The 24,814-nt window shown below is 71.8% G+C and carries 20 protein-coding genes; 13 read left to right on the top strand and 7 right to left on the bottom strand.

Going from position 1 to position 24,814, the window contains the following annotated elements:
* The first annotated feature begins 151 nt into the window (after positions 1–151).
* From lpdA to IF67_RS0129490, 5 genes are all read left to right on the top strand, one after another.
* Positions 152–1,540 carry a dihydrolipoyl dehydrogenase gene (lpdA, locus tag IF67_RS0129510; protein ID WP_030990803.1) on the top strand — a complete coding sequence of 463 codons (1,389 nt, stop codon included), beginning with the start codon at positions 152–154 and terminating at the stop codon, positions 1,538–1,540.
* Positions 1,541–1,630: 90 nt separating this feature from the next.
* A complete protein-coding gene (gene sucB / locus IF67_RS0129505) occupies positions 1,631–3,385 on the top strand; it encodes a 2-oxoglutarate dehydrogenase, E2 component, dihydrolipoamide succinyltransferase (protein ID WP_030990801.1) in 1,755 nt (584 codons plus the stop codon).
* Positions 3,386–3,549: 164 nt separating this feature from the next.
* Entirely contained in the window at positions 3,550–4,173 is a 624-nt protein-coding gene (locus tag IF67_RS0129500; protein WP_030990799.1) for a GntR family transcriptional regulator, read from the top strand.
* A 288-nt stretch (positions 4,174–4,461) separates the two neighbouring features.
* The gene (aceE, locus tag IF67_RS0129495) at positions 4,462–7,134 is read left to right on the top strand and encodes a pyruvate dehydrogenase (acetyl-transferring), homodimeric type (RefSeq protein WP_030990798.1); all 2,673 of its coding nucleotides are present in this window, start codon (positions 4,462–4,464) and stop codon (positions 7,132–7,134) included.
* A 225-nt stretch (positions 7,135–7,359) separates the two neighbouring features.
* Entirely contained in the window at positions 7,360–8,367 is a 1,008-nt protein-coding gene (locus IF67_RS0129490; RefSeq protein ID WP_030990796.1) for a helix-turn-helix transcriptional regulator, read from the top strand.
* A 216-nt stretch (positions 8,368–8,583) separates the two neighbouring features.
* Here IF67_RS0129490 and IF67_RS0129485 read toward each other — a convergent pair whose 3' ends face one another.
* Together IF67_RS0129485 and IF67_RS0129480 are read right to left on the bottom strand one after the other, a co-directional pair.
* Positions 8,584–9,537, bottom strand: coding sequence for an SDR family oxidoreductase (locus IF67_RS0129485; RefSeq protein ID WP_078889701.1), 954 nt, complete (start codon positions 9,535–9,537; stop codon positions 8,584–8,586).
* Positions 9,538–9,663: 126 nt separating this feature from the next.
* The gene (locus IF67_RS0129480; protein ID WP_030990793.1) at positions 9,664–11,574 is read right to left on the bottom strand and encodes a hypothetical protein; all 1,911 of its coding nucleotides are present in this window, start codon (positions 11,572–11,574) and stop codon (positions 9,664–9,666) included.
* 237 nt (positions 11,575–11,811) lie between these two features.
* Between IF67_RS0129480 and IF67_RS0129475 the strand changes: the two genes are divergently transcribed.
* The 3 genes from IF67_RS0129475 (at position 11,812) to IF67_RS0129465 (ending at position 14,929) form a co-directional block, all read left to right on the top strand.
* Positions 11,812–12,330: a DUF4240 domain-containing protein gene (locus IF67_RS0129475; RefSeq protein WP_030990790.1), complete on the top strand. Its 519-nt coding sequence runs from the start codon at positions 11,812–11,814 to the stop codon at positions 12,328–12,330.
* A gap of 78 nt (positions 12,331–12,408) precedes the next feature.
* Complete coding sequence (locus IF67_RS0129470; protein ID WP_030990789.1) at positions 12,409–13,293, top strand: TIGR01777 family oxidoreductase; 885 nt, start codon at positions 12,409–12,411, stop codon at positions 13,291–13,293.
* Between the two features lie 247 nt (positions 13,294–13,540).
* Positions 13,541–14,929, top strand: a complete 1,389-nt coding sequence (locus IF67_RS0129465) for an FAD-dependent oxidoreductase (RefSeq protein WP_030990786.1) — start codon at positions 13,541–13,543, stop codon at positions 14,927–14,929.
* A gap of 21 nt (positions 14,930–14,950) precedes the next feature.
* On the opposite strand, the gene IF67_RS0129460 is transcribed toward IF67_RS0129465, so the two are convergent.
* Positions 14,951–16,405, bottom strand: coding sequence for a hypothetical protein (locus IF67_RS0129460; RefSeq protein WP_030990785.1), 1,455 nt, complete (start codon positions 16,403–16,405; stop codon positions 14,951–14,953).
* A 274-nt stretch (positions 16,406–16,679) separates the two neighbouring features.
* Here IF67_RS0129460 and lipB point away from each other — a divergent pair, with 274 nt between their 5' ends.
* From lipB to IF67_RS0129440, 4 genes are all read left to right on the top strand, one after another.
* Entirely contained in the window at positions 16,680–17,504 is an 825-nt protein-coding gene (lipB, locus tag IF67_RS0129455; RefSeq protein ID WP_051818707.1) for a lipoyl(octanoyl) transferase LipB, read from the top strand.
* Positions 17,505–17,677: 173 nt separating this feature from the next.
* On the top strand, positions 17,678–18,628 hold the full coding sequence (gene lipA, locus IF67_RS0129450) for a lipoyl synthase (RefSeq protein ID WP_030990781.1): 951 nt from the start codon (positions 17,678–17,680) through the stop codon (positions 18,626–18,628).
* Positions 18,629–18,839: 211 nt separating this feature from the next.
* Entirely contained in the window at positions 18,840–19,058 is a 219-nt protein-coding gene (locus IF67_RS0129445; protein ID WP_030990778.1) for a hypothetical protein, read from the top strand.
* A 10-nt stretch (positions 19,059–19,068) separates the two neighbouring features.
* Positions 19,069–19,779, top strand: a complete 711-nt coding sequence (locus IF67_RS0129440; RefSeq protein ID WP_030990776.1) for a DUF4191 domain-containing protein — start codon at positions 19,069–19,071, stop codon at positions 19,777–19,779.
* Between the two features lie 160 nt (positions 19,780–19,939).
* Here IF67_RS0129440 and IF67_RS0129435 read toward each other — a convergent pair whose 3' ends face one another.
* Entirely contained in the window at positions 19,940–20,407 is a 468-nt protein-coding gene (locus IF67_RS0129435; protein ID WP_234341411.1) for an RDD family protein, read from the bottom strand.
* A 339-nt stretch (positions 20,408–20,746) separates the two neighbouring features.
* Between IF67_RS0129435 and glnA the strand changes: the two genes are divergently transcribed.
* Positions 20,747–22,156 (top strand): type I glutamate--ammonia ligase, encoded by a 1,410-nt coding sequence (gene glnA / locus IF67_RS0129430; RefSeq protein WP_030083669.1) that lies wholly within the window; start codon positions 20,747–20,749, stop codon positions 22,154–22,156.
* 339 nt (positions 22,157–22,495) lie between these two features.
* Here glnA and IF67_RS0129425 read toward each other — a convergent pair whose 3' ends face one another.
* From IF67_RS0129425 to IF67_RS0129415, 3 genes are read right to left on the bottom strand one after another with little or no spacing between them, the layout of a single operon-like run.
* Complete coding sequence (locus IF67_RS0129425) at positions 22,496–22,930, bottom strand: NUDIX hydrolase (protein WP_030990772.1); 435 nt, start codon at positions 22,928–22,930, stop codon at positions 22,496–22,498.
* Complete coding sequence (locus tag IF67_RS0129420; protein WP_199812799.1) at positions 22,927–23,991, bottom strand: DegT/DnrJ/EryC1/StrS family aminotransferase; 1,065 nt, start codon at positions 23,989–23,991, stop codon at positions 22,927–22,929. The genes IF67_RS0129425 and IF67_RS0129420 overlap by 4 nt, the downstream gene beginning before the upstream one ends.
* A gap of 31 nt (positions 23,992–24,022) precedes the next feature.
* Positions 24,023–24,790: a Gfo/Idh/MocA family protein gene (locus IF67_RS0129415; RefSeq protein WP_051818705.1), complete on the bottom strand. Its 768-nt coding sequence runs from the start codon at positions 24,788–24,790 to the stop codon at positions 24,023–24,025.
* Between the last annotated feature and the right edge of the window lie 24 nt (positions 24,791–24,814).

The following is a 24,814-nucleotide window of genomic DNA, read 5'->3' as shown; positions in this document are numbered from 1 at the left end:
GCCGTCCCGGCTTCGTGGAACAAGTGCGAAGATGGGTTCTCGGCAGGACAGGGCCCCCCTTACCCAGGGCCGAAGTAAAAGCGGCCGAACCACAGCCGCCGTCCGGTCATTGGAGACCGGCTCCGGCGTACCCATGCATGGAGGACGTGACGTGGCGAACGACGCCAGCACCGTTTTCGACCTAGTGATCCTCGGAGGCGGTAGCGGTGGTTACGCCGCTGCCCTGCGCGGGGCGCAGCTGGGCCTGGACGTCGCCCTGATCGAGAAGGGCAAGGTCGGCGGCACCTGCCTGCACAACGGCTGCATCCCCACCAAGGCTCTGCTGCACGCCGGTGAGATCGCCGACCAGGCTCGCGAGAGCGAGCAGTTCGGCGTCAAGGCCACCTTCGAGGGCATCGACATCGAGGCGGTCCACAAGTACAAGGACGAGGTCATCTCGGGCCTGTACAAGGGCCTCCAGGGCCTGATCGCCTCCCGCAAGGTGACCTACATCGAGGGCGAGGGCCGGCTCTCCTCCCCGACCTCCGTCGATGTGAACGGCCAGCGTGTCCAGGGCCGCCACGTCCTGCTGGCGACCGGCTCCGTGCCGAAGTCGCTGCCGGGCCTGGAGATCGACGGCAACCGCATCATCTCCTCGGACCACGCGCTGACGCTGGACCGCGTGCCGAAGTCCGCGATCGTGCTGGGCGGCGGCGTCATCGGCGTCGAGTTCGCCTCCGCGTGGAAGTCCTTCGGCACCGACGTGACCATCATCGAGGGCCTCAAGCACCTCGTCCCGGTCGAGGACGAGAACAGCTCCAAGCTGCTGGAGCGGGCCTTCCGCAAGCGTGGCATCAAGTTCAACCTCGGCACCTTCTTCGACAAGGCCGAGTACACCGCCGACGGCGTGAAGGTCACCCTCGCCGACGGCAAGACCTTCGAGGCCGAGGTGCTGCTGGTCGCGATCGGCCGCGGGCCGGTCTCGGCGGGCCTGGGCTACGAGGAGCAGGGCGTCGCGATGGACCGCGGCTACGTCCTGGTCGACGAGTACATGCAGACCAACGTGCCGACCATCTCGGCCGTCGGTGACCTCGTTCCCACCCTCCAGCTCGCCCACGTCGGCTTCGCCGAGGGCATGCTGGTGGCGGAGCGGCTGGCCGGTGAGAAGACCGTGCCGATCGACTACGACGGCGTGCCGCGCGTCACGTACTGCCACCCCGAGGTCGCTTCGGTGGGTATCACCGAGGCCAAGGCCAAGGAGCTGTACGGCGCCGACAAGGTCGTCGCTCTCAAGTACAACCTCGCGGGCAACGGCAAGAGCAAGATCCTCAAGACCACGGGCGAGATCAAGCTCGTCCAGGTCAAGGACGGTGCCGTGGTCGGCGTCCACATGGTCGGTGACCGTATGGGCGAGCAGGTCGGTGAGGCCCAGCTGGTCTACAACTGGGAGGCCCTGCCGGCCGAGGTTGCGCAGCTCGTACACGCGCACCCGACGCAGAACGAGGCCCTCGGCGAGGCCCACCTGGCCCTGGCCGGCAAGCCTCTCCACTCCCACGACTGACCCCAGTCCCGGGCGCGACCACATCCGCACTTCCCCAGGATCTCGACCTCGCTCGAGCTGGGAGACCCACCGTAAGGAGCAACTGAAACCATGGCGGTTTCCGTAACCCTGCCGGCGCTCGGCGAGAGCGTCACCGAGGGCACCGTCACTCGCTGGCTCAAGGCCGAGGGTGAGCGCGTCGAGGCCGACGAGCCGCTGCTCGAGGTGTCGACCGACAAGGTCGACACCGAGATCCCGGCCCCGGCCGCGGGCATCCTGTCCGCCATCAAGGTGGCCGAGGACGAGACCGTGGAGGTCGGCGCCGAGCTGGCCCTCATCGACGACGGCAGCGGTGCGCCCGCGGCCGAGGCGGCCCCGGCCGCCGCCGAGGCACCCGCGGCCGAGCCGCAGCCCGAGCCCACCCCGGCTCCGCCCGCCGAGGCCCCCGCCCCCGCCGCCGCCCCCACAGGCGGCGCCGAGGGCACGGACGTCGTCCTCCCCGCGCTCGGCGAGAGCGTCACCGAGGGCACCGTCACCCGCTGGCTGAAGGAGGTCGGCGAGGAGGTCCAGGCCGACGAGCCGCTGCTGGAGGTCTCCACCGACAAGGTCGACACCGAGATCCCGGCGCCGGCTTCCGGCACCCTGCTGGAGATCGTCGTCGGTGAGGACGAGACCGCCGAGGTCGGCGCCAAGCTCGCCGTCATCGGTGCGGCCGGTGCCGCTCCGGCCGCCGCGCCCGCCCCGGCCGCTCCGGAGCCCGCCCCGGCCCCGGCCCCGGCCCCGGCTCCGGCCCCGGCTCCGGCCCCGGCCGCTGCCGCCCCGGCGCCCGCCGCTCCGGCTCCGGCCGCTCCGGCTCCGACGCCCGCTCCGGCTCCGGCCCCCAAGCCGGCCCCGGCCGCCCCCGCCCCGGCCGCCCCCGCTCCGGCCGTCGGTGACGGCGACGGCGCCTACGTCACCCCGCTGGTGCGCAAGCTCGCCGCGGAGAACGGCGTCGACCTGTCCGCGGTCAAGGGCACCGGTGTCGGTGGCCGTATCCGCAAGCAGGACGTCATCGCCGCCGCCGAGGCCGCCAAGGCCGCTGCGCCGGCTCCGGCCGCCGCCCCGGCCGCCGCCTCCAAGGCCCCGGTCATCGCGGTGTCGCCACTGCGCGGCCAGACCGTGAAGATGCCGCGGATGCGCAAGGTCATCGGCGACAACATGATGAAGGCCCTGCACGGCCAGGCGCAGCTGACCTCCGTGGTCGAGGTGGACATCACCAAGATCATGCGGATGCGCAACAAGGCCAAGGACGGCTTCGCGCAGCGTGAGGGCGTCAAGCTCTCGCCGATGCCGTTCTTCGTCAAGGCCGCTGTCCAGGCGCTGAAGGCCCACCCGGTCGTCAACGCCCGGATCAACGAGGACGAGGGCACCATCACCTACTTCGACACCGAGAACGTCGGTATCGCGGTGGACGCGGAGAAGGGCCTGATGACCCCGGTCATCAAGGACGCCGGTGACCTCAACATCGCCGGTATCGCCCGCAAGACGGCGGACCTGGCGGGCAAGGTCCGCGCGAACAAGATCACGCCGGACGAGCTGTCCGGTGCGACCTTCACCATCAGCAACACCGGTTCGCGCGGTGCCCTGTTCGACACCGTCATCGTGCCCCCGAACCAGGTCGGCATCCTGGGTATCGGTGCGACCGTCAAGCGCCCGGTGGTCATCAACCACCCGGAGCTCGGCGAGACCATCGCGGTGCGCGACATGACCTACCTCGCGCTCTCCTACGACCACCGTCTGGTGGACGGCGCGGACGCCGCCCGCTACCTGACCACGGTCAAGCAGATCCTGGAGGCCGCCGAGTTCGAGACCGAGATCGGTCTCTGAGTCCGGCAGTCACGCCGTAGGTGTGCAGCAGGGGTCGGCCCCGGTTCGTCGTACGAGCCGGGGCCGGCCCCTTTGCGCGTCCCTGATCCCCGTTGCCGCCCGGGGGCTTCCGTCCGTCCCGGATAATGGCCCCCTCGTCACCACCCGCTCTGAAGGAGCACCTCATGACCCCGCCCGTCGTCCATTCGCTGCGCGAGCAGATCCGCGAGCACATCCTCGAGGGGATCGTCAGCGGCCGCTGGCAGCCGGGCGAGCGGATCGTGGAGCGGCGGATCGCGGTGGAGCTGGAGGTCAGCCAGACGCCCGTACGGGAGGCGCTGCGCGAGCTGGAGTCGCTTCAGCTGATCGAGTCGGCACCGAACAAGGGCGTACGGGTACGGAATCTGACCGCGGACGACCTCAAGGAGAGCTATCCGGTGCGGGCCGGGCTGGAGCAGGTGGCCGCCGAACTGGCCGCCGGGCGGCTGTCCGAGGACACCGTGGCGCTGGAGCGCGAGGTGGCGGCGCTGCGCGAGGCGGATCTGGCCGGTGACGGGGAGGCGCAGGTACGGCACACGGTGGCCTTCCACCGGGAGATCGTGCGGGCCGCCGGGAACGCCGTACTGCTGCACACCTGGGAGTCGCTGGGCATCGAGGTGTGGACGACGCTGTCGATCCGCTGGTTCAGCCCGGAGCCGCGCTCGCACGCCCAGGACCACCAGGAGATCGTGGACGCCTTCCGGCGGCGCGACCCCAAGATCGGTGCCCTGCTCAAGTCACATGTGCTGAGCTGCGCACCCCGGGTCTGAGAGGCGTCCGAAAAGGGGGCCGACGGCCCCTCCCGGACGGGGCCGACGGCCCCCTTTTCGGCTGGCACGCGGTGCCCAAAAATGCGGCACCCCGTGCCGACCTGCGGTTATTCGCCCGCGAAGCGTTGATCGATCATCGATCAGAGGCGTATCGTCTTGCGTCGGGGCGCGACAACCCTGCCTGCCGAACTCGTAGGGGGTGTCGTCGAGGCCGCCGTCCAACCCTGTGGACGCGGCCCGTTCACGACGGCACCCCCGAGCTACCTCCCGTCCGGAAAGGGGCCACCCATGCCCGATCCCGTGCGCCTGCCGTACAGCCAGCTCGACCAGCTCCCGGACCGCGACCCCGAGGAGACCGCCGAGTGGCGCGAGTCGCTCGACGCCGTCACCGAGGCGGCGGGCCCCCAGCGCGCCGCCTACCTGATGCGCCGTGCCCTGGAGCACACCGCGCGCACCGAAGGCACCGCCCTGCCGTCCCTCCTGGAGACGGAGTACGTCAACACCATCCCGACCTCCGCCGAGCCCGCGTTCCCGGGCGACGAGGCGCTGGAGGCCAGGATCACCGCCTGGAACCGCTGGAACGCCGCCGCGATGGTCACCCGCGGCTCCAAGCTGGGCCTCGGGGGCCACATCGCCACCTTCGCCTCGGCCGCCTGGCTCTACGAGACCGGCTTCCAGCACTTCTTCCGCGGCAAGGAGGGCGACGGCAGCGGCGACCAGCTCTACATCCAGGGCCACGCCTCCCCCGGCGTCTACGCCCGCGCCTTCCTCGAAGGCCGCCTCACCGAGGACCACCTCGACCACTTCCGCCAGGAGGCCGGCGGCGAGGGCCTGCCCTCCTACCCGCACCCGCGGCGGCTGCCCTGGCTGTGGGAGTTCCCCACCGTCTCCATGGGCCTGGGCCCGCTCTCCGCGATCTACCAGGCGCGCTTCAACCGCTACCTGGAGCACCGCAGCATCAAGGACACCGCCAACTCCCACGTCTGGGCCTTCCTGGGCGACGGCGAGATGGACGAGCCCGAGTCGACCGCCGCACTGGCGCTGGCCGGCCGTGAGGGCCTGGACAACCTCACCTTCGTCGTCAACTGCAACCTCCAGCGCCTGGACGGGCCGGTCCGCCCCAACTTCAAGATCGTGCAGGAGCTGGAGGCCCAGTTCCGCGCGGCCGGCTGGAACGTCGTCAAGTCGCTGTGGGGCCAGGCCTGGGACGAGATCTTCGCCCTGGACACCGACGGCGCGCTGATCCGCCGCCTCGGCGAGACCCCCGACGCGCAGTTCCAGACCTACGCCACCCGCGACGCCGCTTATCTGCGCGAGCACTTCTTCGGCGCGAACGAGTCGCTCCGGGCCCTCGCCCGTACCCTGACCGACGCCAAGCTGCTGGAGCTGTTCCAGACCTCCCGGGCCGGCCACGAGCCGCGCAAGGTGTACGCCGCCTACCAGGCCGCCGTCACCCACAAGGGCGCGCCGACCGTCATCCTGGCGCAGACCGTCAAGGGCTACACCCTCGGCGCGGGCTTCGAGTCCCGTAACGCCAACCACCAGATGAAGAAGCTCACCATGGACGAGTTCCGCGCCATGCGTGACGTCCTCGAACTCCCCATCCCGGACAGCGCCCTGGAGGGCGACACGGTGCCGTACTGGCGCCCCGCCGAGGACTCCCCCGAGATGGTCTACCTGCGCGAGCGGCGCGCCGCCCTCGACGGCCCGGCCCCGGCCCGCAAGGTCGTCGCCAAGCCGCTGCCGATGCCCGCCGACAAGGCCTTCGACTCCCTGAAGAAGGGCTCCGGCAGCCAGGAGATCGCCACCACCATGGCGTTCGTCCGGCTGATCAAGGACCTGATGCGGGACAAGGAGACCGGCAAACGCTGGGTCCCGATCGTCCCCGACGAGGCCCGTACCTTCGGCATGGAGTCGCTCTTCCCGACGGCCGGCCTCTACTCCCCCAAGGGCGCGACGTACGACCCGGTCGACCGTGACCAGCTCCTTTGGTACAAGGAGGCCAAGGACGGCCAGATCCTCAACGAGGGCATCACCGAGGCCGGTTCGCTCGCCGACTTCACCGCCGCCGCGACGTCCTACGCGACGCACGGCGAGCCGATGATCCCCTTCTACATCTTCTACTCGATGTTCGGCTGGCAGCGCACCGCCGACCAGTTCTGGGCGCTGGCCGACCAGCTGGGCCGCGGTTTCGTCATCGGCGCGACGGCCGGCCGGACGACGATGACCGGTGAGGGCCTCCAGCACGCGGACGGCCACTCGCACCTGATCGCCTCCACCAACCCGGCGGCGCTCTCCTACGACCCCGCCTTCGCCTACGAGGTCGCGGTCATCGTCAAGGAGGGTCTGCGCCGCATGTACGGCCCGGACGCCGAGGACGTCTTCTACTACCTCACGGTCTACAACGAGACCAAGGTCCAGCCGGCCATGCCGGAGGGCGTCGAAGAGGGCATCCTCAAGGGCCTGTACCGCTTCAACGAGGGCACCAAGCCCCAGGCCGACAGCCCGCAGCTCCAGCTGCTGGCCTCCGGCACCGCCATCCACTGGGCCCTGGAGGCGCAGCAGCTGCTGGCCGCCGACTGGGGTGTGGCGGCGGACGTGTGGTCCGCACCGTCCTGGACGGAGCTGCGCCGGGACGCCCTGGAGTGCGACGCCGCCCGGCTGGAGGGCGAGGACCGGATCCCGTACGTCACCCGTGCGCTGGCCGGTGCCCCCGGCCCGGTCGTCGCGGTCAGCGACTGGATGCGGGCGGTTCCCGACCAGATCGCGCCGTGGGTCGAGCAGGACTGGACCTCCATCGGCACCGACGGCTTCGGCCTGTCCGACACCCGCGAGGCGGCCCGCCGGCACTTCGGCGTCGACCCGCAGTCGGTGGTCGTCCAGGCGCTGGCGGCCCTCGCCCGCCGCGGCCAGGTCAAGCCGGAGACCGTCAAGGAAGCCCGGGAGCGCTACGGGCTGTGACCCCTGGGCGGACCCGTCACCGGGTCCGCCCGCCCTCCGGGGCACCCCGACTCCCGTGCGGAGGCCACCTTCCCGCGCCCGGGGCCTCCGCACGGGAACCCACCACCGGTCCGGCCGACCACGCCCTGGCTACGGCCGGGCCGGGCTGTCTCTTCCGCCGCCGGCCCGACGACGGCAACGCCCACTGCCCCGGGCGATGTCAGTGGCCCCCGGCATGATGGACCCATGCGTGCTGCCCGGCTGATCAGGATGGTGTTGCTGCTCCAGGCGCGGCCGTCGATGACGGGCTCCGAGCTGGCGCGGGAGCTGGAGGTCTCCGAGCGTACGGTCGCCCGGGATGTCCTCTCCCTCTCCGAGGCCGGGGTGCCCGTGTACGCGGACCGGGGCCGGGCCGGCGGCTACCGCCTCATAGGCGGCTACCGCACCCGGCTCACGGGCCTGGGCCGCAGCGAGGCGGAAGCGCTCTTCCTGTCCGGAGTGCCCTCGGCCCTGCGCGAGATGGGCCTGGCGGACGCCGCGTCCGCCGCCCGGCTGAAGGTCTCCGCCGCCCTGCTGCCCGAGCTGCGCGATGCCGCGACGGGCGCCGCCCAGCGCTTTCATCTCGACGCACCCGCCTGGTATCAGGAGCCCGAGACCCCCGCCCTGCTGCCCGAGATCGCCGACGCGGTGTGGGACGACCGCCGGATCACCGCCCGCTACCTCCGCAAGGACACCGAGGTGGAGCGGGAATTGGAGCCGTACGGCCTCGTGCTGAAGGCCGGGGTCTGGTATCTCGCGGCACGCGCGCAGGGGGACCACCGCGTCTACCGGGTCGACCGGTTCACCGCCGTGGCGCGCGCCGGGAGCGGCAGCCCCTCCGGCACCGACACCGCCGGGGAGCGGTTCACCCGTGACGACTCCTTCGACCTCCCGGCGTTCTGGGCGGAGCGGGCGGCCCAGTTCGCCCGGTCGGTCCTGCGCGAGGAGGTGGTACTGCGGCTCTCCCCACGCGGCGTCCTCCAGCTGCCGTACGCCACCGAACGCGCCGCGGCCCGCGAGGCGATCACCCGGGCGCAGGCCGAGGGCGGCCCCGACGAACACGGCCGGCTGACGGTGACGCTCGCCGTGGAGTCCGTGGAGGTCGCCTGTGCGCAGCTGCTGGCGCTCGGCCCGGAGGGCGAGGTACTCGCGCCCGCCGAGCTGCGGGAGCGCTTGGCGTCGGCCGCCCAACGGATGGCCGAGTTGTACGCGTAGGCGGGGGCCTTGAACGGCCCGCGGCGGGGCGCGGGCCGGTGGGGCATGGGCGGGTGAGGCACGGGCGGGTGAGGCGCGGGCGGGTGAGGCGCGGGCGGGTGAGGCGCGGGCGGGTGAGGCGCGGGCGGGAGCAGGTCCGATCCGGCCTGCCCCGCCCGGCGCCCCCTACCGGCACCGGTGCCGGTGCCGGTACCGCTCAGCGATACCGGCCGCCCCTCAGCGGTAGTCGTCCGCGCCCGCGTCCTTCCCGCCGAAGACGACCTCCTCGAAGTAGCCGAAGGCGTCGGGCCGCGAGCCGTCCGTGTCGGTGACGTCGTACTCCTTCGCCAGCTGCCCGCTGGAGAGCGACTGCCCGCTCCAGCGCTCCTTGTCCGGGTCGGCGGCCAGCGCGCGGACGCCGCGGCCGATCAGGGCCGGCGATTCGGCGATGGCGAAGTGCGGTTCCTCGGCGACCGCGTCGCGCCAGGTCTCCTCCGTCACCCCGAAGTGGTCGAGCATCTCCTCGGACCGCAGAAAGCCGGGGGTGAGCGAGACCGCCGTGCCGCCGTACTCCTTCAGCTCGGCGGCGAGGCCGAAGGCCATGCGGTGCGGGGCGTTCTTGGTGAGGTCGAAGCAGAGGTTCTCGCGGTAGGTGCGGTTGAAGGTGTCGGTGCCGTCGGTGACTTCGACGAGCAGGCCGCCGGGCCGCCTGATCAGCAGCGGCAGTGCGTAATGGCTGGTGATGACGTGGGTGTCGATGCCGAGACGGAACATCCGCAGCCCGTTCTCCAGATCGAGGTCCCACAGCTTGGTGTGGAACTCCAGCAGCCGGTCACCGCCCCAGACGCTGTTGACCAGCACATCCAGCCGTCCCTGCTCCCGGTCGATGCGCTCGGTCAGCGCCTTGACCTGTGCCGGGTCCAGGTGGTCGGTCGGTACGGCGATGCCGATGCCGCCCGCGGCGGTCACCAGCTCCGCGGTCTGCTCGATCGTCTCCGTGGGCCGGCCGACCTCGCTGACCCGCTCCCGTGTCGTCCGCCCCGTCACATACACCAGGGCCCCGGCCCGCCCCAGCTCCACCGCCATCGCCCGGCCGGCGCCCCGGGTCGCCCCGGCGACCAGCGCCACCTGTCCCGTCAGCTCCTGCTGTTCCGTCACGTACGCCACTCCTCGCTGTCCGGTGTCCCGCATCCCTGCACAGCGACCCTGGCAGCGAAACCCGACATCTCCTGTCCGGATTCATCGGGCGCCGTACAGCGATCCGCCCGCCTCCACGGACGGAGGGCCTGCATGCTCACGGACGGAGGGCGTACCCGCCTACGGACGGAGTGCGTGCACGCTCCCCCCGTCGGCCAGTCGTCCGGCGACCTCCGCCGGGGCATCCCGCCCGGCCGGTGCGGCAAGCGTGTTCCCGTCGCCGGTGGCCCGTACGGCGCCGGTGACGTCGAGGCCGCCGACCCCCTGGCTGCCCGCCGCGAGCAGGTACCACTTGCCGGACTTCGCCTGCCAGTGGACGCCGCCCACCACAGGCGATCCGAAGCGGCTACAGGCGGCGGTGTTCGCGGCCCGTCCGGCGAGCTGCCCGGGGTCGGCCGGGCGCGCGGCGGGCGGCAGGAACCGCAGCGTCACGCTGCCGGGCCCGCGCCAGGTGTCGGCACGGGTGCACACCCAGGCCGCGCTGCCGCCGTCCTCCGGGAGGCGCTGCCCGGCGAAGGCCCAGTTGTTGACGGACCGTACGCCCGCGCCCCGCAGCGGCCCGAGCGAGCAGGCCGTACGGGCCCAGCTCGCCAGCGCCGGAGCGCCGGTCGCCTCGCCCGGCCCGGCGGCCGGTGCGCCGCCGGACGGCGAGGGCAGATAGGTGAGGTGGACGGGGACGAGGTCGTCGAGGTCGGCCACCAGGAAGGGAGGGATCTGGCCGCTCGCCCCGATGCGCGTCGAGGTCCGGAACTGGGCCACCGGCCAGCGCCCGCAGCCGGCACCCCCCTCGGGCGGTGTCGGGATCCGGTCGGTGACCCCGTCCGGGGCGACATGCAGCCCGTGTACCGGGGCGGCCGGTGCCAGCAGGTCGCGGGTGGCGATGTCGGAGATCCACGGCGCGAGCAGATAACGCATCCAGCCGTTGCCGCGCCCGATCACCAGCGCGGCGGCGGTCGTCAGGTCCGCACCGTCGACCCGTGCGAAGTGCAGTGTGGGCGTGGCGTCTTCGGGCTCGGCGTAGCGCACCAACCGCTCACCGTCGTGGAGGACCACGACCAGCACATTGTCGATCAGGCCCGCGTACAGCAGCTGCGGCGGGTGGTCCGGCGGCCGGGTGGAGGCGCCGGCGGCCGCCGTGATCCGGGCATCGGCGGGCGGCGCCGCCCAGACCCGCAGCGCCCGCGCCAGCAGCTCCCGGTCGCCGGCCTGCCGGCCACGGGCGGGCCAGGCGGTGAAGTCCACCCGGGAGGTGTCGGTCCACTGCTCGTTGGGGGTGCGCAGCAGCCGGCCCGGGTCCAGGGCCTGCTCCGCGGTGGTCTCCGGAGGCCGCACCCGCTCCCCGTCGCCGCGCAACACCCCGGCCGCCACCGCGCCGGCCACCAGTACGGCCGCCAGCGCGGCCACCGCGCGCACCCGCTGCCGGCGGCGCAGCAGGTCCGTCGGCCGGGTCTGCACCGTGCACGGGTCGAACTCCACCGAGTTCAGCAGCGTCGCGGCCCCGGCCCCGGTCTCCCGGTCCAGCTGCGCCGCCGCCCGCTGCGCCGCGTCCGGGTCCTCGACCCCGGCCCGCGACAGCACGCTGCGCCCGGCGTCCTCGTCCAGGCCTTCCAGGTGCCACAGCCCCAGGGCGGCCCTTACCGGCGCCGGCACGACGGACAGCGCCTGGTCCAGGGCGAGTTCATCGGCGCCACCGGCCCGCGGGAAGAGCCGCAGCCCCCAGACCAGCGGCATGACCGCCACTCCCCGGCCCGGCCCTCCCTCATGCGCCAGCGCGGGCCGCAGGGCCCGCAGCCGCACCTCGTCGTAGCCCGATTCGGCCGCCGGGCCGCGCTGCGCCGGCAGTCCGCCGTCCGGCCGGCGCAGCCGGGTCCGCGGCAGCGCCCGCTGGACCAGGCGGTGCGCGGTCAGGACCCGGCGGTGGCGGCCCATCGACGGGGGCAGGACGAGGTAGGTGAGGCGGACGAGCCGTGGATAGTGCTCGACGATGGCCGCCTCGGCCCGTTCGACCTCGGCCCGGGTGCGTTCGTCCATGGGCATGGCCTGGAACAGCCCTTCGCGAAGTGGTGGATATGCCGTCGTTCGGTCGTTGCACGGCTTCCAACGAGTGATTCTTGGGACGGTCACAGAAGCACCGTCCGGGGTGAGCGAGCCCGACCCGAACATCGCGTCACCGTGTTGCACCGCACGTCACCGATCCGGATAACGACCCGTCGCATCCGGGGGAGTCCGCATGCGACGGACGCCGGCAGGGCAGATGCTGGAGCGGTGATGGACGAGACGGAGTTCTGGGAACTGATCGACGGTTCCCGCGAGGCGGCCGAGGGCGACCCCGAGGAGCAGGCCGACGCGCTGGTCGAGCGGCTCCTCGGGCTCGACCCGGATGCCGTCGTGGATTTCGCCCGCCACTTCGAGGCCCGCTACAACCGGGCGTACTCCTGGGAGCTGTGGGCCGCGGCCTCCGTGATGCTGGGCGGCGCCAGCGACGACGCCTTCGACTACTTCCGCTGCTGGCTGATCGGCCAGGGCCGGGAGGTCTTCGAGGGCGCACTGCACGACCCTGACCAGCTCGCGGAGCTGCTGGACGACTTCGACGAGGCGGTGGACGGCGACGCCGAGGAGCTGGGCTACGCGGCCGACGAGGCGTACGAGCAGCTGACCGGCGGGGTGATGCCGGACCTGGGACTGCCCCCGGCGCCGCGCGAACCGCTCGGCACGTACCTCGACTTCGACGACTCCCAGGCCCTGACGGAGCGCTTCCCCACCCTCTGGGACCGCTTCAAGCCGTAAGGCATGTCGTACGGATCACGGCGGGCTCGCGGGGCCCGGATGCCTCCGTCGGCCCGTCACTGCGGGCAGTATGGCCCCATGCGGATCGCGATCACCGGCTCGACCGGACTCATCGGCACAGCGCTCGTACGGTCCCTGCGCGCGGACGGCCACGACGTCGTCCGGCTCGTCCGGCGCGAGCCCACGGCCGCCGACGAGGTGCGCTGGGACCCCAAGCGCCAGGAGGTCGACACGGCCGGGCTGGCCGGCTGCGAGGCGGTCGTCCATCTGGCCGGCGCCGGGGTCGGCGACCACCGCTGGACGGCCGCCTACAAGCAGGAGCTCTACGACAGCCGGGTCCTGGGCACCCGGACGCTCGCCTCGACCCTCGCCGCCATGGACGCCCCGCCGAAAGTCTTCGTGTGCGGCAGCGCGATCGGCTACTACGGCGACACCGGCGACCGGCGCACGGACGAGAACGCGCCGGCCGGCCGCGGGTTCCTGCCGGAGCTCTGTGTGGCCTGGGAGGACGCCGCGCAGCCGGCCCGGGACGCGGGCATCCGTACCGTCTTCGCCCGCACCGGCCTGGTGGTGGCGCGCTCGGGCGGCGCCTGGGGCCGGCTCTTCCCCCTCTTCCGGCTCGGCCTGGGCGGCCGGCTCGGCGACGGCAGCCAGTACTGGAGCTTCATCTCCCTGGAGGACCACATCAGGGCGCTCCGCCACCTCATCGACACCGAGGCCCTGACCGGGCCGGTCAACCTCACGGCTCCCGAACCGGTCACCAACCGCGAGGTCACCGCCGTGATGGGCCGGGTCCTCAACCGCCCGACACTGTTCACCGTTCCGGCGCCGGTCCTGCGGATCGCCCTGGGCGAGTTCGCCGGTGATGTGCTGGGCAGCCAGCGGGTCGTTCCGCGGCGGCTGCTGGACTCCGGGTTCACGTTCCACCGTCCCCGCATCATCGAGGCGGTCCGGGCCGCGTAGCCGGCCGGGCCGCTGGGTCGTCCGGGCCGCGGAGTCGTCCGCGTCACACCGCGCTCCGGACGGCATAGCCGCGGGGCCACACGGGAAGCTTTGGCCAAGGGGCGTTTGGATGCGCCCCCTGGACGCCCCCTGTCGAACGGTCCGCCGTCTTCTCACCGTCTTCCCCGCACACCCTCTCGGTAGCCCTCACGGCGGCACCGGCACGACTCGGGTGCGCCGCCGTTGGGACCGACCTCGGGAGGGTCATGTGCTGCGCACCGCATCGGCCGTGGACGTCGTCATCGTGGGGGCCGGTCCGGCCGGGCTCGCCGCCGCGCGCCATCTGACCGGCGCCGGAGTGTCGGTCACCGTCCTGGAGGCCGCCCCACGGATCGGCGGCCGGTCCGTCACCGACCGTCTCGACGGCTTCCGGCTGGACCGCTGCGGCCGGCCGCTGGCCGTTTCCGCCGCCGAACTGCACCGCACCCCGGGTCTCGGCGACCTGACGCTCCGTCCGTTCGCCCCCGGTCTGAGCGTCCACAACGGCCAACGGACACAGCGCGTCAGCGCGCCCCGGAGCACGAAGGGCGCGCTCGCCGCCGCACGAGCCCTCTCGCGCACCGACCGTCGCACGGACCGTCAGACCGTCCGCCTCACCGACCGGCGGACCGACCAGCCCGCGGACCGCCGCACGGTCCGCCGTATCGACCGCCGTACGGACCGTCGCGCCGAACCCGCCGCTCCCCCGTCCGCCGCCACCCACGCCCCGCCCGCCGACCGGCCGATCCGCGACGCCCTGGCGAGCCGCCCCGCCTTCCCGCCGCGCGGCCATGACGCGTTCCTGCGGCCCCTGCTGGCCGCGCTGCTGTGCGATCCGCAGCTGCGCGGCTCCAGCCGGGGCGCGACGGCGGCCCTCCGCGCCTACGCCCAGGGGCGGTTGTGGCTCCCGGCCGGCGGCTCCGCGGCCGTGCCCGAGCTGCTCGCCGCCTCCCTCCCGCCCGGCACGGTCCGGACGTCCGTGCAGGTCACCGCTGTCTCCACCACCGGCGTCAGCACCGCGGAGCACGGCCAGATCCCCTGTCGGGCGGTGCTGGTGGCCACCGGGGCGCGCGATGCGGCCGAGCTGCTGCCGGGCCTGCGGGTGCCCGCCTTCCACCCGGTCGCCGTCCTGCACCACACCGCGGCGACGGCCTCCGCGGGCCGCGGCGCACCGTCGCGCGACACGACCCTGATCCTGCCGGCGGACGGCCCCGTCGCCTGCACCTACGCCGCCGGTGCCATCGACCCGTCCCGTACGCCGCCGGGCCGGTCCCTGTTCACCACGACCGTGCTCGGCACCGCGGCGATGCTGCCGCTGTCCGTGCTCGACAAGACCGTCCGTCCGCAGCTCGACCGGATCTACGGTGCGCACACCGACGACTGGCAGCTGCTGACCGCCCATCACGACCCGTACGCGGTACCCGCGATGCCGGCCCCGCACGATCCGGAGCGGACGGTGCGGGTGCTGTCCGGTCTCTATGTGTGCGGGGATCACCGCGACACCAGCACCCTCCAGGGCGCGCTGAACTCGGGCCGCCGCGCCGCCCGCGCGCTCCTCCAGGACTTCGGGCTGCCGGCCTTCACGACGGAACCGGACACCCTGCCCACGGCGGCCTGAGCCCGGCGGCCCGGCCCGGCCTCACCCCAGCGCCGCCACCCGTTCCCGGTACCCCCGCACCGCCGCCGCGTCCCGGTACGGCTCCAGGCGGCGCTCGAACTCCCTGACGTACTCATGGGCCCGTACGGAGCGCATCTCGGAGGCCTGGAGCGCCGCCTCGGCGCCCAGTGTGCAGGCCTGCTCCAGCTCGCCCAGGCCCAGCCGTGCGGTCGCCAGCACCACCCGGCAGAAGAGCCGGCTGCGGGCGAACCCGGCCGCGCGCAGCTGGAGGGAGCGTTCGGCGTGCTGGGAGGCCGCGCGGTACTGCTGGAGATCGCGGTGGCAGTGCGCCAGTTCGTCGGCGAGCTGCGCCTCGTCGAAGAAGCGTGCCCAGTACGGGGTGTCGTCGCCGGGGCGGACGCTCTCCAGCGCCCGTTCGGCGCGGGCCAGCGCCGCCGTGCAGGCCCGGACCTCGCCCAGGACGCCGTGGCCGCGCGCCTCCGCGGAGTGCAGCAACGCCTGCACGGCGGGCGGCGCGCTGCTGCCGATGCCCTGCTGGGCGACCCGCGCCAGCTGCACGGCCTCCCTGCCGTGCCCCAGGTAGACGGCCTGCCGGCTCATCGTCACCAGGACGTAGGACCCGTACGCCCGGTCCCCGGCGGCCTGGGCCAGCCGCAGGGCCTGGACGAAGTACCGCTGGGCCAGGCCGTGGGCCGCGATGTCGTACGAGGTCCAGCCCGCCAGCCGGGTCAGATCGGCGGCGGCCGCGAACAGCCGGCGGCCGGTGGCCTCCCCGTAGCTGCCGCGCAGCATCGGCTCGGCCTCGTGCTCCAGATAGCGCACCAGGGCCTGGCGGGCATGGCCGCCCCCGTAGGCATGGTCCAGCGCCCGGAACAGCTCGCCGACCGAGCGCAGCGCCGCGATGTCGCCGGAGGTGACCCGGGAGCCCTGGGTGCGGTCGACCCGGTCGTTGCGGCGCTGCCGGGGCACCGTGACCCGGCCCTGTGCGGGCACCCGGCCGGCCCCGTCGTCGTGGGTCTCGCCGCGGGCGACACGTTCGTCCGCGCGCCCGATCAGCCAGTCCCGGCTGGGCACGACGAGTCCGGCCGGGGTGAAGGCGATCTTGCGCAGTTCGGCGTGGCTGCCGGAGTCCTTGCGCCACAGCCCGCTGACGATGTCCACCGCCTCGCTGGGGCTCGCGGCGAACTCCAGCCCGGCGTACACCGGCGCACAGGCGTCCAGGCCGAGGTCCTGGGCGGACAGCCGGCGTCCCAGCCGGCGGGTGAACACCTCCGCGATCAGGGCGGGGGTGGTGCCCCTGGGCTGCTGGCCGCGCAGCCAGCGGGTCACCGATGTCTTGTCGTATCGGAGGTCGAGGCCGTGCTCGATGCCGAGCTGATCAACTCGTCTGGCCAGGCCGGCATTGGAGAATCCCGCCTCGGCGATGAGCGCGGCGAGCTGGCGGTTGGGCGTGTGGTGCGGGGGTCGTTCCGTCATCAGCTTTACCGGTCTCCTGCCTTCCGGGCCGCTGCCGGGTTCGGCGGACCCTGTCCGGCATGCTCATCGCCCTTGTGGAACGGCGTGAATGTAACGGCCTTCGGCCCTCCATTCGCCGCCTGTCCCTCGCGTTCATCCGATCGTGTGAGCAGGGACGGGAGGCCGGGACACCGGCCGCCTGCGGGGCCCGGGCGAGGCGGCCGTACAGTGGCATGGGCGCGAAGTGGCATCAACGTTGCAGCAAAGTGCAACAGAGGTTCGAAGAGGAGCTGCCGTGACTGCGATCTCTCGGGGGGAGACCCCCGCACCCGAGGGGCTGCGCTTTGTGCATCTTGGATTCGGCGCCGACGCCGTGGACTACGAATCGGCATGGCAGGAGCAGCGCCGGGTGCACGCCGCCCGGTTCGCCGACGAGCTGCCCGACACCTGCCTGCTGCTGGAGCACCAGGCCGTCTACACCGCGGGCCGACGTACGTCCGAGGACGAGCGCCCGCTGGACGGGACCCCGGTCGTCGACGTGGACCGCGGCGGGAAGATCACCTGGCACGGGCCCGGCCAGCTGGTGGGCTACCCCATCCAGAAGCTGCCGCGCCCGGTTGACGTCGTGGCCCATGTCCGCCGTCTCGAAGAAGCCCTGATCCGGGTCTGCGCCGAGTTCGGCGTGGAGGGCACCCGGGTCGAGGGCCGCAGCGGTGTGTGGATCCTGGGAGACACCGTCAGCACAGCCGAGCAGCGGGCGGCCCTGGGAGGGCTGAACCTCGACTTCGACCCGCGGACGACGGACGAGCTGTTCGACCCCCGTCTGAACGGCCCCGAGTACGCGCCGTCCAACGCCGGCCAGCGCCGCGAGGACCGCAAGCTCGCCGCGATCGGCATCCGCGTCGCCAAGGGCGTCACGATGCACGGCTTCGCGCTGAACGTGAACCCGGACAACACCTCGTTCGACAAGATCGTGCCGTGCGGCATCCGGGACGCCGGCGTCGCCTCGCTGGCGGGCGAGCTGGGCCGCGAGATCACCATCGCCGAGGTGCTGCCCGTCGCCGAGAAACATCTGCGGGACGTCCTGGAGGGCGCCGAACTGCTCCCCCGCGCGGTCTGACCGGACGGTCGGCCGGCCCCGGCATCCCGGGCCGGCCGGCCGCCGGCCCGGTCCTCCCGGAGACCGCCGGGAATGCAACCCCGCCATACGGGGTTGCCCCGCACGTAAAGACGTGCGAATCAACGGGCGTACCCTGGTGTACGCCGAAGAAACGAAGTCGTAGGGAGCCGGTCGTGTCCGCAGTCGCACCCGACGGACGCAAGATGTTGCGCCTGGAGGTCCGGAACAGCCAGACCCCCATCGAGCGCAAGCCCGAGTGGATCAAGACCCGGGCGAAAATGGGTCCCGAGTACAACCACCTCCAGGGCCTGGTCAAGAGCGAGGGTCTGCACACGGTCTGCCAGGAGGCGGGCTGTCCCAACATCTTCGAATGCTGGGAGGACCGCGAGGCGACCTTCCTCATCGGCGGTGACCAGTGCACCCGCCGCTGCGACTTCTGCCAGATCGACACCGGCAAGCCGCAGGAGCTGGACCGCGACGAGCCGCGCCGGGTCGCCGAGTCCGTGCAGACCATGGGCTTGAAGTACGCCACGATCACCGGTGTCGCACGCGACGACCTGGAGGACGGCGGCGCCTGGCTCTACGCCGAGACCGTCCGGCAGATCCACGCCTCGATGCCCGACACCGGCGTCGAGCTGCTGATCCCCGACTTCAACGCGGTCCCCGAGCAGCTCGCCGAGGTCTTCTCCTCCCGCCCCGAGGTGCTGGCCCACAACGTCGAGACCGTCCCGCGGATCTTCAAGCGCATCCGCCCCGGCTTCCGCTACGAGCGCTCGCTGGAGGTCATCTCCCAGTCCCGCGAGGCCGGTCTGGTCACCAAGTCCAACCTCATCCTGGGCATGGGCGAGGAGCGCGAGGAGATCAGTCAGGCGCTCCAGGACCTGCACGACGCGGGCTGCGAGCTCATCACGATCACGCAGTACCTGCGCCCCTCCGTGCGCCACCACCCCATCGAGCGGTGGGTCAAGCCCGACGAGTTCGTGGAGCTGAAGGAAGAAGCCGAGGAGATCGGCTACGCCGGTGTCATGTCCGGTCCGCTGGTCCGCTCCTCCTACCGCGCCGGCCGCCTTTACCAGCAGGCCGTCGAGCGGCGCGAGGTCGAGGCGTCCAGTCAGGCGGTTTGATTTCCCCGGCGCGCCATCTTGTGAAACGTGGCACATGCTGAGGACGCGGCCCGCACTCCCCCTGACGGGGGGCGTGGGGGCCGCGTCAACGTTTCATCGGTGTTTGACCGGCAGGTCATCCGTTGGTAACACCTATCAGTGACGATGGATGCACGCACCGCTCCCGCACCTACCCCTGCTTCTCCGAACAGATCAGAGGGAGTCACCCACCATGCAGGCCGCGCCGCTCCGCGCCAATCCCGCCCTCCCCATCCCGTCGGTCACCGGTGCACTGCGTGCCGTCGAGGCCGTTCTGATGCGCGGCGGGCAGCGCACCGCCCGCCGTAACGCCTGGACATCGGTCCTGGAGGACCGCCGCCGCGCCAAGGACCGCCACGAGGCCGAGTACGTACTGGAGGCCGCGGCGACCCATCGCCCGCACGCCACGTAAACTTCGCCGTATGGCGAGGAAGGCAAACTCAGACGGCGCTGCCGGCGCTGAGAACTCCGGGCGGCTGAAGCAGATCGCCCAGACCTACAAGATGACCCGTCGGGTCGACTCCAAGGTCGGTCTAGTCGTCGCTGGTGTAGGCATCGTCGTATTCGGCGTTCTCCTTGCCATCGGCTTCGTGATCGGCCACCCCATCTACGCGGGAATCCTGGGCTTCGTCCTGGCCTTCCTCGCGATGGCGATCGTCTTCGGACGGCGCGCCGAGCGAGCTGCCTTCGGGCAGATGGAAGGCCAGCCCGGAGCGGCGGCCGCCGTGCTGGACAACGTCGGCCGCGGCTGGACGGTCACCCCCGCGGTGGCCATGAACCGCAGCCAGGACGTGGTCCACCGCGCCGTCGGCAAGGCCGGCATCGTGCTGGTCGGCGAGGGCAACCCGAACCGTCTCCGCGGCCTGCTGGCCGCCGAGAAGAAGCGGATGGCGCGCACCGTCGCCGACGCCCCCGTCCACGACATCATCGTGGGCGACGGCGAGGGCCAGGTGCCGCTGAAGAAGCTCCGTACGACGCTGCTGAAGCTGCCGCGGGTGCTGCCCGGCACGCAGGTGACGGCCGTCAACGACCGGCTCAAGGCGCTGGGCGACCTGATGAGCAACATGCCGGTCCCGAAGGGCCCCATGCCCAAGGGCATGCGGATGCCCAAGGGCGGCGGCAAGACCCGCTGAGTGTGCGGGCCGGCCGCGCCTGCACCGGCCGGCGGACCCGACACCTGACCGAATGACGACGACGCCCCGGTGCCGATGGCTCCGGGGCGTTTCGTATGCGGCCCACGAGGGGGCGTTTCGTGAGCGGCCTAGGCACGAGGCCGCATGCTCGGGTATGGCCTCAGATGCGGACCTGTACGGCGCGCGAGAGGCGATCGTGCAGCCCCCGCCCGTCCCGGTCCCACACCACGGCCGGAATGACCACGACAAGCAGCACCGTGCGGAGCGCGACCCGCGGCAGCGAAATCCGGCCACCGCCCTCGGCGACCACCCGCAGGCCCAGCAGCCGCTTGCCCGGCGTGAAACCGACCGTGCCCACCGTCAGCACGCTGAGCACCGCGAAAACCACCAGCGCCCAGTTGCTCGCCGACTGTGCCTTACCGCCGCTGAGCAGCCCGAAGGCAATGAGCATGCACAGCGCCCAGTCGAGGAAGAGCGCGGCGAAGCGCCGCCCGGGGCGTGCGATCGAGCCCGGCCCCGTCTCCGGCAGCCCGAGCTGCTGCCCGCGGTACCCGAACTCGATACCCATGTCCTCGGCTGCCGCGCGGGGCCCGGAGATCCACGATCCGATTGCTTGCCTGTTGTCCACCCGACCACGGTACTGCGACCGCATACATTCGCTGCGCCGAGGTCCGGTGCGGGACGGCGCCGGCCCCCATTCCCGGCCGTGCCCGGGGGTGGTCGGAAAGGGGGCGGAACGACTCGGCGCGACGTCGGAGCGGGCGGTCGCCACCCGGGTCAAAATGGTCTTTGGTGGTTCACACTGGGAGATAAAGGCGGCCGCGCGCCGGTTAACCTCGGCGAAACAAATGGGTCATGCTTGGGAAATCCCGCCTGCCTATGGTCGGGCAACGCGCCACCGCACATGGTCGCGTTCCGAGTAGCAATCCCGCGTCCGCCGACCGGTGACCGGGCTAGGAGGAGTTGGATGTTCCAGAACGCTGACGAGGCCAAGAAGTTCATCGCGGACGAGGACGTGAAGTTCGTCGACGTCAGGTTCTGTGACCTGCCCGGCGTGATGCAGCACTTCACGATCCCGGCGAAGGCGTTCGACCCGACCGAGGAGCTCGCTTTCGACGGCTCCTCGATCCGCGGCTTCCAGGCCATCCACGAGTCCGACATGGCGCTGCGCGCGGACCTGTCGACGGCTCGTGTGGACCCGTTCCGCCGCGACAAGACCGTCAACATCAACTTCTTCATCCACGACCCGATCACCGGCGAGCAGTACAGCCGTGACCCGCGCAACATCGCCAAGAAGGCCGAGGCCTACCTCGCCTCCACCGGCATCGCGGACACCGCGTTCTTCGGCCCCGAGGCCGAGTTCTACGTCTTCGACAGCGTGCGCTTCGAGACCGGTGCGAACCAGTCCTTCTACCACATCGACTCCGAGGCCGGCGCCTGGAACACCGGGTCGGAGGAGAACAACCGCGGCTACAAGGTCCGCTACAAGGGCGGCTACTTCCCGGCCCCGCCGGTCGACCACTTCGCCGACCTGCGCGCCGAGATCTCCCTGGAGCTGGACGCGGCCGGCCTCCAGGTCGAGCGCCAGCACCACGAGGTCGGCACGGCCGGCCAGGCGGAGATCAACTACAAGTTCAACACGCTGCTCGCCGCCGCCGACGACCTGATGCTCTTCAAGTACATCGTGAAGAACGTCGCCTGGCGCAACGGCAAGACCGCGACCTTCATGCCCAAGCCGATCTTCGGTGACAACGGCTCCGGCATGCACGTCCACCAGTCGCTGTGGCAGGGCGGCAGCCCCCTCTTCTACGACGAGCAGGGCTACGCGGGCCTCTCGGACACCGCCCGCTACTACATCGGCGGCATCCTCAAGCACGCCCCGTCGCTGCTGGCCTTCACCAACCCGACGGTGAACTCCTACCACCGCCTGGTACCCGGCTTCGAGGCCCCGGTCAACCTGGTCTACTCGCAGCGCAACCGCTCCGCGGCCATGCGTATCCCGATCACGGGCTCGAACCCCAAGGCCAAGCGCGTCGAGTTCCGCGCCCCGGACCCGTCCTCGAACCCGTACCTCGCCTTCTCCGCCCTCCTCCTCGCGGGCCTGGACGGCGTGAAGAACAAGATCGAGCCGGCCGAGCCGATCGACAAGGACCTCTACGAGCTCGCCCCCGAGGAGCACGCGGGCGTCCCCCAGGTCCCGACCTCCCTCCCGGCCGTCCTCGACGCCCTCGAGGCCGACAACGAGTACCTCCAGCAGGGCGGTGTCTTCACCTCCGACCTGATCGAGACCTGGATCGACTACAAGCGCACCAACGAGATCGCCCCGATCCAGCTGCGCCCGCACCCGCACGAGTTCGAGCTGTACTTCGACATCTAAAAGCTGGCGCCCGGCGACCTGGGCGTAAGCCTGGAAAACCAGCTGTGACCTGCGGAAACTCTTCTCGTGAGTTCTCGTAGGTCACAGCCGTTTTCCGCCCTCTTGTGCACCGCGTGTGCACCGCCCGGCCAGCTCTCTGACTTGATGTCAGAAGTGACACGAGGGCCGCTACCCCATATCCGGGATAGCGGCCCTCGCTGGCTTGGCCGGCCTTCTGTGGCCAGCTGTGGGCGACGTGGGTGCCGCCGCAGAGCTCACGGAAGAAGTCGCCGATGCCGACGCGATATCGCCGGACTACCCACCGCCTGGCCCTGGTTCGGGCGACACCCATCGGTGGTCCTACGCGCAGGCCAGAACCTCCCGTACGCCGTCGGTGACGCCCGGCAGGTCGCCGGGGGCGGCCCACTGGTACAGGTCGTGTTCGGTCAGGACGACCGGCCCGGTCTCGGAGACGGTGACGGCGAAGTTGAACTGGCGGGTGGTGGTGCCGCGGCTGTTCTCGTAGTCGAAGTGCCCGAGGTAGCGGTCCACGGAGGCGACGGTCAGACCGGTCTCCTCCAGCGTCTCGCGGCGGGCCGCGTCCAGGATGCTCTCCCCGGCGTCCACATGACCCGAGGGGATCTCCCACAGGCCGCCCATGAAGTCGTCCGGCTTGCGGCGGACCAGGAGGATGAGGTTGGCGTCGGTGACGACGGCCGCAGCCACGAAGGTGGTGATGCCTTCGGCTTCGGCCTCCTCTGCCAGGGTTCGGGCGAGGTCGGAGGTCACGGTCACAGGAGCTCCTCGTGGTGTTCGCTGGCCTTCCTGGCCGCGCTGACGTACTGCTCGGCCAGTTTCAGATCCTGTTCACGGTGCCAGACCGGCAGCTTGATCGTGTACGCGTGCGCCTTCTCAGCGACGGGGAAGTCACCCTCCCGGTATCGGCTGCGGGTGTTCGGGTAGCCAGGGAAGAGATGTGACGGGTGCTGGTAGAGCGGGAGTTGGTTCAGGGGGCGGGTGGAGCCGGGCCGGTCGAACTCGGTCGCGCTCTCCGCGACGAGGGCCGCGTGGAAGCGGTCGACGGGCAGGCCGCCGAGCTGGTCGGGCCGGTAGGTGGCCGTCAACGCGTACCAGGACGACTTCACCCCCTCGGGCACCGGGCTCACCTCCAGCCCGGGTATCTGCCCGAGCTCTCGGATCAGGTAGGCGGCGACCTCCTCGCGGCCGGCGAGGTAGGCATCCAGGCGGGAGAGCTGGTCGTGGGCGAGGGCGGCGGCCAGGGGGTGGATGCGGAGCTTGAGTCCGGCCCCGGTGACCGCGTACCGCGCGAGCGGATGGCCTTCCGGGATCTCGTTCCTGGCCCGCTTGGTGTAGTGCGCGAACGTGAGAACGCGGTAGTAGGTGTCGTCGTCATCGGTGAGGACAAAGCCGCCCTCACCCCCGGACAGGGGCTTGGGACCGTTGAGGGAGAAGGCACCGGCCAGGCCGAACGTGCCGACCTTCTGGCCACTGTGACTGGCCCCGTGAGCGTGTGAGCCGTCCTCCAGCAGGTCCAGGTCGCGGTCCCTGGCCAGCGTGGTGAGGTCGGTCATCTCTGCGGGCTTGCCCCACAGGTGCGTAACCATGATCGCGCGGGTGCGAGGGGTGATCAGCTCGGCCACCCGGCCGGGGTCGATATTGCCGTCCGGGCACGTCTCGCAGAGGACCGGGACCGCGCCGAGCTGGAACAGGGGTGAGGCGGTGGCTTGGAAGGTCCAGGCGGGGACGATCACCTCGTTGCCGGGCCGGATGCGGGCGGCCCAGTAGGCGGCGTGCAGGGCGGCGGTGCCGGAGCTGGTGGTGATCGCGTGCCGCACGTCGAAGTAGTCCTGGAGGGCGTCTTCCAGGTCAGCGACGATCCCGGACCGGCCGGGGAGGGAGACGGCCGACCCGCATGAACTCCGTCTTCGGCGCCATCCACCGCGACAGGACCAGCGATCCGTACAAGCCGGAGTCGTAGCCGAGCTGGACGACGGCGGTGTCCTCCGCGTCATAGCCGCCTTCGGGCAGGGCCGTGGTGGAGAACTCCGCGATGACCCTGCTGGGCAGGCCGAAGTACCACAGGAGCAGGTCGATCAGGTGGTAGCCCATGTCGAGGATGCAGCCGCCACCGGCCTGCTTGAGGTCCCCGCGCCAGCCGGCGCCGGGGTCGGGCGTGTGGAACGAGCAGTGTCCACCGACGAGAAACGGGGTGCCGATCTGGTCCAGCATCCCGGCCACGCTGCTGTAGATCGGGTTGAACCGGCGCTGGAGCGTCACCATCAGTTCCACACGGCCCTTGTGGCAGATCCCGGCCAGCTCGCGGGCCTCCTCGACAGAGGTGGCGAACGGCTTCTCCTTGAGGACGTGGACGCCCCTGGCGGCGCACTCCTCGGTCACCGCGCGCCCGGCGTGGTGCGGGACGGCGACGATCACGAAGTCCGGGACGGTCTCGTCCAGTAGGTCACCGGCCTGGGTGAACCCGGGCACTCCGAGGGTGTCCGCTCGCTGGTGCAAGATGTCCGGGTTGTTGTCGCACACCGCGACGAGTTCGGCCCGGCTGGAGCCGAGCAGGCCGGGCAGGTGATCCTCGGCGGCCTGGTGGCCAAGGCCGATGATCGCAGCACGTCGTTTCATGCGCGTTCTCCTTCCACTTCACGG

The organism is Streptomyces sp. NRRL S-1813 (assembly GCF_000719605.1).
Classification (GTDB): Bacteria; Actinomycetota; Actinomycetes; order Streptomycetales; family Streptomycetaceae; genus Streptomyces; species Streptomyces decoyicus.
This window is presented reverse-complemented; position numbering and strand designations above follow the sequence as displayed.

Excerpts from the sequence above, each read along its gene's own strand:
- IF67_RS0129480 (WP_030990793.1), bottom strand. The coding sequence starts at position 11,574 with ATGGACGAACGCACCCGGGCCGAGGTCGAACGGGCCGAGGCGGCCATC.
- IF67_RS0129415 (WP_051818705.1), bottom strand. The coding sequence starts at position 24,790 with ATGAAACGACGTGCTGCGATCATCGGCCTTGGCCACCAGGCCGCCGAG.
- aceE (WP_030990798.1), top strand. The coding sequence starts at position 4,462 with ATGCCCGATCCCGTGCGCCTGCCGTACAGCCAGCTCGACCAGCTCCCG.
- IF67_RS0129460 (WP_030990785.1), bottom strand. The coding sequence starts at position 16,405 with ATGACGGAACGACCCCCGCACCACACGCCCAACCGCCAGCTCGCCGCG.
- IF67_RS0129470 (WP_030990789.1), top strand. The coding sequence starts at position 12,409 with ATGCGGATCGCGATCACCGGCTCGACCGGACTCATCGGCACAGCGCTC.
- IF67_RS0129475 (WP_030990790.1), top strand. The coding sequence starts at position 11,812 with ATGGACGAGACGGAGTTCTGGGAACTGATCGACGGTTCCCGCGAGGCG.
- IF67_RS0129485 (WP_078889701.1), bottom strand. The coding sequence starts at position 9,537 with ATGCGGGACACCGGACAGCGAGGAGTGGCGTACGTGACGGAACAGCAG.
- IF67_RS0129490 (WP_030990796.1), top strand. The coding sequence starts at position 7,360 with ATGCGTGCTGCCCGGCTGATCAGGATGGTGTTGCTGCTCCAGGCGCGG.
- IF67_RS0129500 (WP_030990799.1), top strand. The coding sequence starts at position 3,550 with ATGACCCCGCCCGTCGTCCATTCGCTGCGCGAGCAGATCCGCGAGCAC.
- IF67_RS0129440 (WP_030990776.1), top strand. The coding sequence starts at position 19,069 with ATGGCGAGGAAGGCAAACTCAGACGGCGCTGCCGGCGCTGAGAACTCC.
- IF67_RS0129445 (WP_030990778.1), top strand. The coding sequence starts at position 18,840 with ATGCAGGCCGCGCCGCTCCGCGCCAATCCCGCCCTCCCCATCCCGTCG.
- sucB (WP_030990801.1), top strand. The coding sequence starts at position 1,631 with ATGGCGGTTTCCGTAACCCTGCCGGCGCTCGGCGAGAGCGTCACCGAG.
- glnA (WP_030083669.1), top strand. The coding sequence starts at position 20,747 with ATGTTCCAGAACGCTGACGAGGCCAAGAAGTTCATCGCGGACGAGGAC.